10 protein-coding genes, 1 tRNA gene and 1 riboswitch are annotated in these 13,045 nt (G+C 70.4%); of the genes, 2 read left to right on the top strand and 9 right to left on the bottom strand.

From position 1 onward, the window contains the following. Position 1: 1 nt before the first annotated feature. Both LE181_RS15840 and LE181_RS15835 read right to left on the bottom strand, forming a co-directional pair. Positions 2–895, bottom strand: a complete 894-nt coding sequence (locus LE181_RS15840; RefSeq protein WP_225661927.1) for a Bax inhibitor-1/YccA family protein — start codon at positions 893–895, stop codon at positions 2–4. A gap of 214 nt (positions 896–1,109) precedes the next feature. Next, positions 1,110–1,192: transfer RNA gene (locus tag LE181_RS15835), tRNA-Leu, on the bottom strand. Positions 1,193–1,616: 424 nt separating this feature from the next. Between LE181_RS15835 and LE181_RS15830 the strand changes: the two genes are divergently transcribed. Both LE181_RS15830 and LE181_RS15825 read left to right on the top strand, forming a co-directional pair. Further along, positions 1,617–2,399, top strand: a complete 783-nt coding sequence (locus tag LE181_RS15830; protein WP_190112293.1) for an ABC transporter ATP-binding protein — start codon at positions 1,617–1,619, stop codon at positions 2,397–2,399. 33 nt (positions 2,400–2,432) lie between these two features. After that, positions 2,433–4,952 (top strand): ABC transporter permease, encoded by a 2,520-nt coding sequence (locus LE181_RS15825; RefSeq protein ID WP_225661926.1) that lies wholly within the window; start codon positions 2,433–2,435, stop codon positions 4,950–4,952. A 64-nt stretch (positions 4,953–5,016) separates the two neighbouring features. On the opposite strand, the gene LE181_RS15820 is transcribed toward LE181_RS15825, so the two are convergent. The 7 genes from LE181_RS15820 to LE181_RS15790 form a co-directional block, all read right to left on the bottom strand. Beyond that, positions 5,017–6,321 carry an SAM-dependent methyltransferase gene (locus tag LE181_RS15820; protein ID WP_225661925.1) on the bottom strand — a complete coding sequence of 435 codons (1,305 nt, stop codon included), beginning with the start codon at positions 6,319–6,321 and terminating at the stop codon, positions 5,017–5,019. A gap of 157 nt (positions 6,322–6,478) precedes the next feature. Continuing rightward, positions 6,479–7,870 (bottom strand): NAD(P)/FAD-dependent oxidoreductase, encoded by a 1,392-nt coding sequence (locus tag LE181_RS15815; protein ID WP_225661924.1) that lies wholly within the window; start codon positions 7,868–7,870, stop codon positions 6,479–6,481. 400 nt (positions 7,871–8,270) lie between these two features. Further along, positions 8,271–9,212, bottom strand: coding sequence for a Ppx/GppA phosphatase family protein (locus LE181_RS15810; RefSeq protein ID WP_225661923.1), 942 nt, complete (start codon positions 9,210–9,212; stop codon positions 8,271–8,273). After that, positions 9,209–9,757, bottom strand: coding sequence for a DUF501 domain-containing protein (locus tag LE181_RS15805; protein ID WP_225661922.1), 549 nt, complete (start codon positions 9,755–9,757; stop codon positions 9,209–9,211). Before LE181_RS15805 ends, LE181_RS15810 begins: the two co-directional genes overlap by 4 nt. Positions 9,758–9,802: 45 nt before the next feature. After that, positions 9,803–10,273 (bottom strand): FtsB family cell division protein, encoded by a 471-nt coding sequence (locus tag LE181_RS15800; protein ID WP_225661921.1) that lies wholly within the window; start codon positions 10,271–10,273, stop codon positions 9,803–9,805. A gap of 131 nt (positions 10,274–10,404) precedes the next feature. Continuing rightward, a complete protein-coding gene (gene eno / locus LE181_RS15795; RefSeq protein WP_225661920.1) occupies positions 10,405–11,685 on the bottom strand; it encodes a phosphopyruvate hydratase in 1,281 nt (426 codons plus the stop codon). Between the two features lie 256 nt (positions 11,686–11,941). Then, positions 11,942–12,715: a transglycosylase family protein gene (locus tag LE181_RS15790; protein ID WP_225661919.1), complete on the bottom strand. Its 774-nt coding sequence runs from the start codon at positions 12,713–12,715 to the stop codon at positions 11,942–11,944. 4 nt (positions 12,716–12,719) lie between these two features. Continuing rightward, positions 12,720–12,943, bottom strand: a riboswitch (cyclic di-AMP (ydaO/yuaA leader). Between the last annotated feature and the right edge of the window lie 102 nt (positions 12,944–13,045).

Genomic DNA, 13,045 nt, shown 5'->3' with positions numbered 1-13,045 from the left:
ACTAGTCGTTATTCAGGATCGCGATGATCCGGAGGATCTCGGTGTAGATCCACACGAGCGACAGCGTCAGACCGAAGGCCGCCAGCCAGGACTCCTCGCGGGGAGCGCCGTACTGGATGCCGTCCTCGATCTGCTTGAAGTCCAGCGCCAGGTACGCGGCACCCAGCAGGACGCCGACGACGCCCATGGCCACGCCCAGGCCGCCGCTGCGGAAGCCCAGGCCGTCGCCGCCGCCGAAGACGGCGAACAGGGAGTTCGCGACCATCAGCAGCAGGAAGCCGATGCCGGCGGCGATCACGAAGCGGGTGAACCGGCGGTTCACCCGGATGATCCGCGCCCGGTAGGCGATGAGCACACCGGCGAAGACGGCCATCGTGCCGAGCACCGCCTGCATCGGGGCGCCGTAGGCGACGTCGTTGTAGACCTTGCTGATCACGCCGAGGAAGAGGCCCTCGAAGACCGCGTAGGCCAGGATCAGCGCGGGGGAGGGCTTCTCCTTGAACGACTGGATCAGGCCCAGCACCATCGCCACGAGGCCGGCGCCGAAGCCGACCGCGACGGGCAGCGACAGCGCCCACGCGGCGACGGCCGCCACGACCACGGCGCCCAGCGTGATGCCGGTGCGCGTGACCACGTCGTCGATGGTCATCCGGCCGGTCTGCGCGGCCGTGGGCGCCTGCGGGTAGCCCTGCTGGAGGTCCGGCCCGCCCTGCGCGTACGGGTTCGCCGCGTAGGGGTTGGTGGGCTGGGCGTACGGGTTGTCGGCGTACGGGTTGGTCGCGTACGGGTTGCCCTGGGCCGCGGTCCCGGCCTGCGGCCCCGCGCCGAAGCCCGCGTAGCCGCTGTTGTCGCGGCTGAACCCCCGTCGCGAGAAGACCGGGTTGCTGCTCCTCATCTCACTCCTCCATGGCCACCCTGCGCGGCCTTGGGCTCAAGGGTAATAGGTAGGCAAAAGAATGGCTCTCCTGCTTCGGGACGATCTTTTCTTCCCATGCCCACGTACCCGACAACGCGAACCGACCGCGGTCGGTTCCGTACGGCGGGCGGAAAAGGGAGGGAGAACGTCAGGAAAGCGTCAAGGCCACAGCCGCGGAGCCTCGGCAAGGAGGTGCCCGGAGCCGGACTTGAACCGGCACGGCCCGAAGGGCCAGCGAGGTTTAAGCTCGCCGTGTCTGCATTCCACCATCCGGGCGGGCTCTCGGGCAGCACAGCGGGGAGGCGGGTGCGCGTTCCTCCCCTCGATGAGAGCAAGACGAGCCTAGCCGGGGAGAGCCCCCCAAACAGCGGAACCCTGACCCGAGGTTGTCTTATTTTATTGGCAACTGAGTACCCATCAGTGCAGGGATGACGCCCTTGGCACATGCCAGGGGCCGATCTCCCCCGTTCACCACCCCGCTCGCGACATCGAGCGGAATTGTCGCAATCTCGTCGCCCTGCGTAAGGACCGATCTCCTACCCAGGGATGACGGCGCCCCCTCTGTGTACCTCCCGAGCATGTCCCGGAGACCGGAGCTGGGGCTGATCCCGGAGGGGGGTCGGACACCGGAGCATGGAGTAGTCCCCGGAGCGGTCCGCGAACCGGCCGCCCGAACACCGTCCGACAGGAGTGCTCCCTCGTGACCACCACCCCCTTCGGCGCCCCCGCCGCCGTCCGCACCGCTGCGGTGGCAGCCCGCGCCACGGATCTCACCAAGGTCTACGGACAGGGCGAGACCCAGGTGGTCGCCCTCGACGCCGTCTCGGTGGAGTTCCGGCAGGCCGAATTCACCGCGATCATGGGCCCCTCGGGCTCCGGCAAGTCGACGCTGATGCACTGCATGGCCGGCCTCGACTCGGTCTCCGGCGGCTCGGCCCGCATCGGCGACGTGGAGCTGACCGGGCTCAACGACAAGAAGCTGACCCGGCTCCGCCGCGACAAGATCGGCTTCATCTTCCAGGCGTTCAACCTGCTGCCGACGCTGAACGCCCTGGAGAACATCACGCTTCCCATGGACATCGCCGGCCGCAAGCCCGACAAGCAGTGGCTGGACATGGTGGTCGACACCGTCGGTCTCTCCGGGCGCCTCAAGCACCGCCCGAACCAGCTCTCCGGCGGCCAGCAGCAGCGCGTGGCCGTGGCCCGCGCCCTGGCCGGCCGCCCCGAGATCATGTTCGCCGACGAGCCCACCGGAAACCTGGACTCCCGCTCCGGCGCCGAGGTCCTCGGCTTCCTGCGCAACTCGGTGCGCGAGCTCGGCCAGACGGTCGTCATGGTCACCCACGACCCGGTCGCGGCCTCCTACGCCGACCGCGTCGTCTTCCTCGCCGACGGCCGCATCGTCGACGAGCTGCGCGAGCCCACCGCCGACGCCGTCCTGGACCGCATGAAGCGGTTCGACGCCAAGGGCCGTACGAGCTGATCACCGCCGGATTCGATCTTCAGGACTGACCTCATGTTCCGCACCGCCCTGCGCAATGTGCTCGCGCACAAGGCCAGGCTGCTGATGACCGTGCTCGCCGTCATGCTCGGCGTCGCCTTCGTCTCCGGCACCCTGGTCTTCACCTCGACCATCTCCGACGCCTACCAGAAGAGCTCCGAGAAGGGCTTCACGGGCGTCGACGTCGCCGTCGAGCCCCACCGGAAGAGCAGCGAGAAGGACCACCCCGGCGCCGTCCCCCGGCTCGGCCAGAGCCTGCTCGACCAGGCCGCCAAGGTGCCCGGCGCCGCCTCCGCCACCGGCACGGTCAGCGGCTTCGCCGCCGTCGCCGGCAAGGACGGCAAGCTCGTCGGCGAGGGCTTCAACTCCTCCGGCGCCAACTACTACGCCGGCAACGGCGGCAAGGACCCCCGCTACCCGCTGAAGAGCGGCCGCGCGCCCCGGGGCACGGGCGAGATCGCCCTCGACGCCAAGACGGCCGAGCGCGCGGGCTACAAGGTCGGTGACAGCGTCCGGGTGTCCGTCGACGGCCCGGTCCTCACCCAGAAGCTCGCCGGCATCTTCACCACCGACGACGGCAACGTCGCCGCCGGCGGCAGCCTCGCCCTCTTCGACACCGCCACCGCGCAGCAGCTCTACGCCAAGCCCGGCGAGTTCGACCGGATCGACGTGAAGGCCGCGGCCGGCACCTCCCAGGCCGCCCTCAAGACGTCCATCGAGAAGATCCTGCCCAAGGACGCCGAGGCCACCACCGCCAAGGAGCTCGCGGACGAGCAGAGCCGGGCCATCGCCCAGAGCATGGACGGCATGCGGACCAGCCTGCTGGTCTTCGCCGGCATATCCCTCTTCGTCGGCATCTTCATCATCGCCAACACCTTCACCATGCTGGTCGCCCAGCGCACCAAGGAGCTGGCCCTGATGCGCGCGGTCGGCGCCAGCCGCCGCCAGGTCACCCGCTCGGTGCTCATCGAGGCGTTCGTCGTCGGCTCCGTCGCCGGCGTCGCCGGCCTGGTCGCGGGCATCGGCATCGGCGCCGGTCTGCGCTCGCTGATCAGCGGCACCGGTGCGACCGTCCCCGACGGCCCCCTGGTGATCGCCCCCAGCACGGTCGTCACCTCGCTCGTCGTCGGCATCGTCGTGACCATGCTCGCCGCCTGGCTGCCCGGCCGCCGGGCCGCGAAGATCCCGCCGGTCGCGGCGATGAACAGCGTGCACGCCGTGGCCACCACCAAGTCCCTGGTGGTCCGCAACACCATCGGCGGCATCATCACCGCCGCCGGCGCCGGCCTCGTGCTGACCGCCTCCAGCTCGACCATGATGGGTCTGGGCGCGGGCCTGGTCCTCATCGGCGTGTTCGTGCTGACGCCGCTGCTGTCCCGCCCGGTGATCGCCGCCGCGGCGCCGGTCCTGCGCCTCTTCGGGATGCCCGGCAAGCTCGCCCGGCAGAACGCGGTCCGCAACCCGCGCCGCACCGCCGCCACCGCCTCGGCGCTGATGATCGGCCTGACCCTGATCACCGGTCTGACCGTCATCGCCGGCAGCGTCCAGCAGGCCATCGACAAGATGGCCACGGGCGCGCTGAAGGCCGACTACGTCGTCTCCATGGCCAGCATGACCCCGCTGTCCACCGATGTGGAGAAGAAGCTCTCCGCCCACCCGGACGTCACCGCCGCCAGCCCGCTGCGCTCGTCCCCGGCCCGCGTCGACGGCGACCACCAGAGCCTCACGGGCGTCAACGGCACGACCATGGGCAAGCTGACGAACCTCGACTTCACGGCGGGTTCGTTCGCCGGCCTGACCGGTGACAAGGTCGTCGTGGACGACGCCACGGCCCGCACCAACCACTGGAAGCTCGGCTCCTCCTTCGACGTCACCTTCGAGGACGGCAAGAAGGGCAGGCTGACGGTCGGCGGCGTCTTCAAGGGCAACGAGCTGATGCGCGGCATCTGGGTCGACAAGGAGACCCTGGCCCCCCACCAGAGCCAGATCGACGACCGCCAGGTGATGGTCAAGGTCAAGGGCGGCGCCGACGAGAAGGTCAAGGACTCGCTCGCCAAGGCCCTCGGCGACAACCCCGCCATCCAGATCCAGACCAAGCAGGACATCTCCGACGGCATCTCCAAGGCCATCAGCCTGCTGCTGAACATGCTCTACGGCCTGCTGGCCATGGCCGTGGTCGTCGCCGTCCTCGGCGTCATCAACACCCTGGCGATGTCGGTCTTCGAGCGCCAGCAGGAGATCGGCATGCTGCGCGCCATCGGCCTGGACCGCAAGGGCATCAAGCGGATGGTGCGTCTGGAGTCGCTGGTCATCTCGCTCTTCGGCGGTGTGATGGGCGTGGGCCTGGGCGTCTTCTTCGGCTGGGCCGCCGGTGACCTCATCAAGAAGGGCATCAGCACCTACGAGCTGGTGCTGCCCTGGGAGCGCATGGGCGTCTTCCTGCTGCTGGCCGCCTTCGTCGGCGTGCTGGCCGCACTGTGGCCCGCCCGCCGGGCGGCCAAGCTGAACATGCTCGCCGCCATCAAGGCGGAGTAGCAGCGGAGTGGCAACGGCCCGCGAGGGGGCCCGGTCCGTACGGACCGGGCCCCCTCGCGTTTCCTCAGCGCCAGTCGCGGGTGCGCAGCGGCAGGCCCGATGCGCCGGAGGAGGGCGTGCGGACGGCCAGCACCTGGTTGACCCCTATGCGGTTGCTCTCGAAGGACAGGGCGCAGGCGGCCATGTAGAGCCGCCACACGCGGGCGCGGCCCGGGGAGGTGAGGCGCACGGCCTCGTCCCAGTGCGCCTCCAGGTTGGCCACCCAGCGGCGCAGGGTGAGGGCGTAGTGCTCGCGCAGCGACTCCACGTCGCGGACCTCGAACCCGGCTTCCTCCAGCTGGGCCACGGTCCGGCCGACGGGGGCCAGTTCGCCGTCGGGGAAGACGTAGCGGTCGATGAACGGGTCCACGCGGTAGTGCGCCTCGTCCTTGAGCGGGCGGCGGGCGATCTGGTGGTTGAGCAGCCGGCCGCCGGGCCGGAGCAGGGCGTACAGCTCGCGGGCGTACTCGGCGTAGCGGGCGGATCCCACGTGCTCGGCCATGCCGATGGAGGAGATGGCGTCGAAGGGGCCGTCGTCGACCTCGCGGTAGTCCTGGACGCGGATCTCCACACGGTCCGTCAGGCCGGCCTCGGCGACGCGCTTGCGGGCGTAGACGGCCTGTTCCTCGGAGAGGGTGACGCCGACGACGCTCACCCCGTGCTCGCGTGCGGCGTGCAGGGCCATCGAGCCCCAGCCGCAGCCGACGTCCAGCAGCCGCCGGCCGGGGGTGAGGGCCAGCTTGCGGCACACGAGGTCGAGCTTGGCCTCCTGGGCCCGTTCCAGGGTGGAGTCCGGGGCCCAGTAGGCGCAGGAGTAGACCATCGAGGGGCCCAGGACGTGCTCGTAGAAGGTGTTGCCGACGTCGTAGTGGTGGCTGATGGCCTGCTTGTCGCGGCGCACGGTGTGCAGGGGGCCGCCGGCGGGGCGGGCCTCCTCGCGCGGGGGCGCGGGCGGCGGCCAGGGGCCGGCGAGCCGGAGCAGGCCGGCACCGGTGGCGCGCAGAGCGGGGTCGCGGAGGGCGGCCAGGAGGGCGGAGCCGGTGGAGCGGCCGGTGTCCTCGCCGCGTTCCCACAGGTGTCCGGCGAGCAGCTCCAGGGCCTCGTAGAGGTCGCCTTCGACGTCGAGGTCGCCGGCCACCCAGGCGCGGGCCAGGCCAAGTTCGCCGGGCTTCCACAGCAGGCGCCGCAGGGCCCTGCGGCGCCGGACGACGAGGAGGGGCGTGCCGGGCGGTCCCCACTCGCTGCGGTCCCAGGCGCGGATACGGACGGGGAGCGGGGCTCCCAGCGCCTGTTCCGCGAGTGCCGAGAGCCGTCGAGCGGCGTCGCCCATGTCGCACACCTCCATGATGAAGTGTCAGGGAGTCTTCCCCCCGGCACCTGAACACCAACAGGCCGTGCTGTCCTCTTCCCGGCCAGGGTAGGCGAAGCGGGCAACGCGAAGGGCGCCCACCCCACGGATTGGTGGACGCCCTACGGGTTGTACGGGGTTACGAAGCCTTGGCCTTCTGCGCCGTGTCCGCGTCGGACGCGGCGGCGGGACGGGGAGCCGGCTTGGCGGCCTCGTAGAACTCCTCGCGCGGGTTCTCCATGGCACGCAGGGAGACGACCTCGCGCTTGAGGAACATTCCGAGGGTCCAGTCCGCGAAGACGCGGATCTTCCGGTTCCAGGTCGGCATGGCCATACCGTGGTAGCCGCGGTGCATGTACCAGGCGAGACGACCCTTGAGCTTGATCTTCATCTTGCCCATGACGATCATCGCCACGCCCTTGTGGAGGCCGAGGCCCGCCACCGCACCCTTGTTGGAGTGCTCGTAGGTCTTCTGCGGGAAGCCGCGCATCCCGGAGACCACGTTGTCGCCGAGGACCTTGGCCTGGCGCAGCGCGTGCTGGGCGTTCGGCGGGCACCAGGCGTTCTCGTTGCCCGCCTTGCGGGAGGCGACGTCCGGGACCTGGGCGTTGTCGCCCGCGGCCCAGATGTAGTCGGTGCCCTGGACCTGCAGGGTCTCGGAGGTGTCGACGTGGCCGCGCGGGCCCAGCGGCAGGCCGAAGCGGGCCAGCGCCGGGTTGGGCTTGACGCCCGCGGTCCACACGATGGTGTTGGAGTCGACCTCAAGGCCGTTCTTCAGCACGACGTGGCCGTCGACGCAGGAGTCCATGGACGTCGAGAGGTAGATCTCGACCCCGCGGCCCTCCAGGTGCTCCTTGCCGTACTGGCCGAGCTTGGGGCCGACCTCCGGCAGGATCTTGTCGGCGGCATCGACGAGGATGAAGCGCATGTCCTCGCGCTTCACGTTGGGGTAGTACTTGGCGGCGTCGCGCGCCATGTCCTCGACCTCGCCGATGGTCTCCGCGCCCGCGAAGCCACCGCCGATGAAGACGAAGGTGAGCGCCTTGCGGCGGATCTCCTCGTCCTTGGTCGAATCGGCCTTGTCGAGCTGTTCGAGGACGTGGTTGCGCAGGCCGATGGACTCCTCGATGCCCTTCATGCCGATGCCGTTCTCGGCAAGGCCGGGGATCGGGAAGGTACGGGAGACGGCGCCGAGCGCGATGACCAGGTAGTCGAAGGGCAGCTCGTACGACTCGCCGACGAGCGGCGCGATCGTGGCCACCTTGCGGTCCTGGTCGATCGTGGTGACTCGGCCGGTGAGCACCTCCGCCTTCGGAAGCACGCGTCGCAGGGGCACCACGACGTGGCGAGGGGAAATGCTGCCGGCGGCTGCTTCGGGAAGGAAGGGCTGGTACGTCATGTACGAGCGCGGGTCGACGACCGTGACGGTCGCCTCGCCGAACCGCATCTTCTTGAGGATGCGGCGTGCCGCGTACAGGCCGACGTACCCACCGCCTACTACGAGGATCCGTGGACGCTCCGTGGTGCTCATGTTTCGAGTATCCAGCACGCACCGGAGGGGTGCTCGTGAGCCCCTTCACAAGAAGCGGGGACCTGTCTGCTACACTCCGCCGCCCCCGTGACCCATGCCATAGCGCCGTCATGGAACCAAGCGGGAGCCCCGGGCGTTGATCACCCCCGCTGAACTGGCCTTGAGGTGTGCGCGGCGACTGGACCACCCGCCTCCGGCGATCCGCATAAGCGTTTCTTTAACACGCCAGATACTGGACGGTTTCCGGTCGCGAAGGCCGTATGGACCCCGGAAGGGGGCCTGAAGCCCACTTTCCGGGGTCCCGGGACCGCTTTTTCATGTGAAGGATTTCACGAACAATCCTCGGCGGCAGGGTCCGAAGGGCCCTTTCCGGCCCCGGAACGGCCCCTTCCGGACCGGGTCAGGCGATGCTCCAGGCGATCCCGTCGAGGATGTCGTGCTCGCTGACGACGACCTCGCGGGCCCCCGTCCGCTCCATCACGGCCAGCAGGACGAGCGCCCCGGCGGCGATGACGTCGACGCGCCCCGGGTGCATCACGGGGATCGCGGCGCGCTGGGCGTGGGTGGAGGCGATCAGCTCGTCGGTGATCTCCCGGACGCGCTCCAGCGGGATGCGCGCGTGGTGGATGGCGGCCGAGTCGTACTCCGGCAGGCCCAGCGCGATCGCCGCGACGGTCGTGACCGAGCCGGCCAGGCCGACCAGGGTGCGGGCCTCGGTCAGCGGCACGGTCTGCGCGGCGAGGTCCAGGGCAGCCTCGACGTCGGCCCGTATCGCCGCGATCCGGCCGGGGTCCGGCGGGTCGGTGACCGCGCCGTCGACCACCAGGTGACGTTCCGTCATACGAACGCAGCCCACGTCCACGCTGCGCGCGGCCCGCACGTGCTCCTCGCCGACGACGAACTCCGTGGAGCCGCCGCCGATGTCCACCACGAGGAAGGGCTTGGCCAGGTCGTCCCGGCCGGCCAGCTCCTTGGTGGCGCCGGTGAAGGAGAACTCCGCCTCCTGGTCACCGCTGATCACCTCGGGCTCCACGCCCAGGATCTCCACGACGCCGCGCACGAAGTCCTCGCGGTTCTCGGCGTCCCGCGAGGCGGAGGTGGCCACGAAGCGGAGGCGCTCCGCGCCGAGCTCCTTGATGACGGTGGCGTACTCCCGGCACGCGGCGAAGGTGCGCTCCAGCGCCTCGGGGGCCAGGCGGCCGGTGCGGTCCACGCCCTGGCCGAGCCGGACGATCGTCATCCGGCGGTCGAGCTCGACGAGTTCGCCCGTGGCGGGGTCGGCGTCCGCGATGAGGAGCCGGATGGAGTTCGTTCCGCAGTCGATGGCGGCGACGCGCGTCATGCCTGCTCCCCGCCCCCGGCACCGGCGTCGCCGCAGGGGCTGACGCACGGGCCCTTGGCCCACCACTCGGGCAGCAGCGCCAGCGCCTCGTCACCGAAGGGGTTCACGCCGGGGCCGGCCACCAGCGAGTGCCCGACCAGCACGTGCAGGCACTTGACCCGGTCCGGCATGCCGCCGGCGCTCGGGAAGCCCTCCAGCACCTCGATCGCGTCGCGGCGCGCGAGGTAGTCCTCGTGCGCGGCCCGGTAGGCGGCGGCCAGCTCCGGGTCGGTCGCCAGCCGGTCCTGCATCTCCTTCATCAGGCCCGAACCCTCCAGCGTGCCGATGGCGGACGCCGCGCGGGGACAGGTCAGGTAGTACGTCGTCGGGAACGGCGTGCCGTCCGGCAGCCGGGGGGCCGTCTCGACGACGTCCGGCTGGCCGCAGGGGCAGCGGTGCGCGATCGCGCGCAGGCCCCGCGGCGGGCGCCCCAGCTGCTCCTTGAACGCGGCGATGTCCGCGTCCGTCGGCTCGGTGGGCTCGGTCTTCGGAGGAGGGGTGTCCATGTGCTCGCTCGTGCTCGCTCGGTCTTGTCGAAAGAATGTGCAGGGTCAGCGGTGGCCGTCGGAGCCGTCCACGCCGTCGAAGAGGTTGCTGTACCAGGGGCGGTCGGCGGCGCCCTCGTCCCTGCGCGGCCGGTTCGTGCCGCTGCCGTCCACCACGGTGTAGCCGGTCTCGCCGGGGCGCACGAAGTGCAGGTGCTCGCGCGCCTGCTGCTCCACGTACGCGGGGTCCTCCAGCCGGGCCTTCTCGTCGCGCAGCCGCTGGACCTGCTCGCGCGCCTGTTCGGTGCGGTGCCGCTGCTCGGCGATGTCCGAACGCTGGGTGACCCACTGGCGCATGGGGTAGGCGAGGGCGACGACGAGGGAGCAGACGACGAGGGCGAGCAGCGCCGCACGGCCGGTGAGCCGGCTGCGCCGCGGGGGTCCGGCGCGGTAGACCCGGGCCGCCGCGGGCCCCTGCACCAGCGCCGTGCCCAGCGCCTTGAGCCTGGTCGCGGTGGAGAACCGGTCCGCGCCCACGTCGCCTCCCCTGATGAGTCCGCTACGAACGTACGTCCCCGGACACGGTACGGGACCGCGGCCGGGGACGTACGGCGACTGGCGAGAAGGTCAGCCCTTGAGGCTCAGCCGTGGAGCTCGGCCCTCGGGGCTCAGCCCTTGAAGCGCGGGAAGGCGCTGCGGCCGGCGTAGACCGCGGCGTCGTCGAGGATCTCCTCGATGCGCAGCAGCTGGTTGTACTTGGCGACGCGGTCCGAGCGGGCCGGGGCGCCGGTCTTGATCTGACCGCAGTTCACGGCGACGGCGAGGTCGGCGATGGTGACGTCCTCGGTCTCACCGGAGCGGTGGGACATCATGCACTTGAAGCCGTTGCGCTGGGCCATCTCGACGGCGTCGAGGGTCTCGGTCAGCGAACCGATCTGGTTCACCTTGACGAGCAGGGCGTTGGCGGAGCCCTCCTCGATGCCGCGGGCCAGGCGCTCGGGGTTGGTGACGAACAGGTCGTCGCCGACGATCTGGACCTTGTCGCCGAGCTTCTCGGTGATGGTGTTCCAGCCGGCCCAGTCGTCCTCGAACAGCGGGTCCTCGATGGAGACCAGCGGGTACGCCTCGACGAGCTCGGCGTAGTACTCCGTCATCTCGGCGGCGGAGCGGTCCTTGCCCTCGAAGGTGTAGACGCCGTCCTTGTAGAACTCGGAGGCGGCGACGTCGAGCGCGAGCGCGATGTCCTGGCCGGGGGTGTAGCCGGCCTCCTTGATGGCCTCAAGGATGAGGTCGAGGGCCGCGCGGTTGGACTCCAGGTTCGGGGCGAAGCCGCCCTCGTCGCCGAGACCGGTGGACAGGCCCTTGGTCTTCAGCACCTTCTTGAGGGTGTGGTAGACCTCGGCGCCCCAGCGCAGGGCCTCGGAGAAGGACTCCGCACCGATCGGCGCGATCATGAACTCCTGGATGTCCACGTTGGAGTCGGCGTGCGAGCCGCCGTTCAGGATGTTCATCATCGGAACGGGCAGCAGGTGCGCGTTCGGGCCGCCCAGGTAGCGGAACAGCGGCAGGTCGGACGCCTCGGAGGCGGCGTGCGCGACGGCGAGGGAGACGCCCAGGATGGCGTTGGCGCCGAGCGAGCCCTTGTTGTCGGTGGCGTCCAGGTCGAACATGGCCTGGTCGATCAGGCGCTGCTCGGTGGCGTCGTAGCCGACCAGCTCCGGGCCGATCTGCTCGATGACGGCGAGCACGGCCTTCTCGACACCCTTGCCCAGGTAGCGGTTCGGGTCACCGTCGCGGAGCTCGATGGCCTCGAAGGCGCCGGTGGAGGCGCCGGACGGCACGGCGGCACGGCCCGTGGAGCCGTCGTCGAGGCCGACCTCGACCTCGACCGTGGGGTTGCCTCGCGAGTCGAGGATCTCGCGAGCTACGACGACGTCGATGGACGGCACGAGGGTCTCCTTCGTGTGTGCTGGAGTTCTGCAGCACGAGCCTAACGGGCGCCGGAGGCTGCGCCCGCCCTTGGACCGTTCCGCGGACCGAAAATTGGCACAAAAGCTGAAAGCACGGGACGAATCGCCGGTGTGTTCGCTCAACGGGGAACGGAACGCACGGACAAACGCCGGAGCCCCGCTCCGATGCGGCTCGGGGGGAAGGCGCATCGGAGCGGGGCGGTCCCGCGGACGAGCGGAGACGCTCAGCAGGTGATCAGCTGAGGTGCAGCTTCTGACCGGGGAAGATCAGGTCCGCGTTGTCGATGATGTCCTTGTTGCGCTCGTACAGCTTCTGCCAGCCGCCGTCGACCTTCTTGGCGTCGGCGATCGAGCCGAGGGTGTCGCCCTGCTTGACCTCGTACTCGCCGTTGCCCTGCTTGACGGTCATCGGGGCGGGGGCCGGGGCGGCGTGCTTCGGAGCGGCCTGCTTCCGGGCCGGGGCGGCGCTCTCGGCGTCCGCACCCTGCTGGGCCGGCTTGGCGTGCTTCGGCGCCGCGGGGCGCTCGGCGCGGTCGGCGTGGCTCTTGCCGGAGACCGCGCCGCGCTCGCCGGTGGTGGACTTCTTCGAGGTGGTGGACTTCGAGGAGCCGGAGCCGGACACGTCGACGTTGGCCTTCGGGCCGCCGGCGGTCAGACCGCCCGCACCCGCGCAGCCCCAGGCGCCGGGGCCCTGCATGGCGAGGAGCCGCTCGGCGACGGCGATCTGCTGGGCCTTGGTGGCCTGGTGCGGGTACGAGGCGTACTTGCCGCCGCCCGCGGCGTCCCAGGAGGACTTCGAGAACTGCAGGCCGCCGTAGTAGCCGTTACCGGTGTTGATGGACCAGTTCCCGCTGGACTCGCACTGGGCGACCTTGTCCCAGGTGGAGACGGAGGCTGCGTTGGCGGAGGTAGCGACCATCAGCGGGGCTGCCACGGCGACGCCGGTGACGCCGGCGAGCGTGACGATGCGGACGGCCTTGGACGGACGACGGTGCTTGCCCTTGGACATAAGTCGGTTTCCTCACCGACGCCTACGAGGTGAGCTGTCGGGTTCGGGCTGTGAGTTTGCCCGGCCCGGTCCGCTTGCGCGATCCGGGCTTCACCCCAAGCCGTCCCGCCCCTGCGGCCAGTTGGCCGTCGGTCCGGTCCGGCGCCTTACCTTGGTTCCCCCGCTCCTGCCAACGGCGCTTGCGCGACGACTCCCCCGGCCGTCGGCAGGATTCGGCGTGACGACCGTGGTGCTCGCGATGGCGAGCGGTGACGACGTTAAACACAGGCGGCCGACGGGTTCAAACCCCACTTTTCAGCCACAGTTGCCGGAAGTTACCTGCAGGAACCT

The sequence above is a fragment of the Streptomyces sichuanensis genome, from assembly GCF_020328095.1.
GTDB classification, from domain to species: domain Bacteria; phylum Actinomycetota; class Actinomycetes; order Streptomycetales; family Streptomycetaceae; genus Streptomyces; species Streptomyces cinnamoneus.
This window is presented reverse-complemented; position numbering and strand designations above follow the sequence as displayed.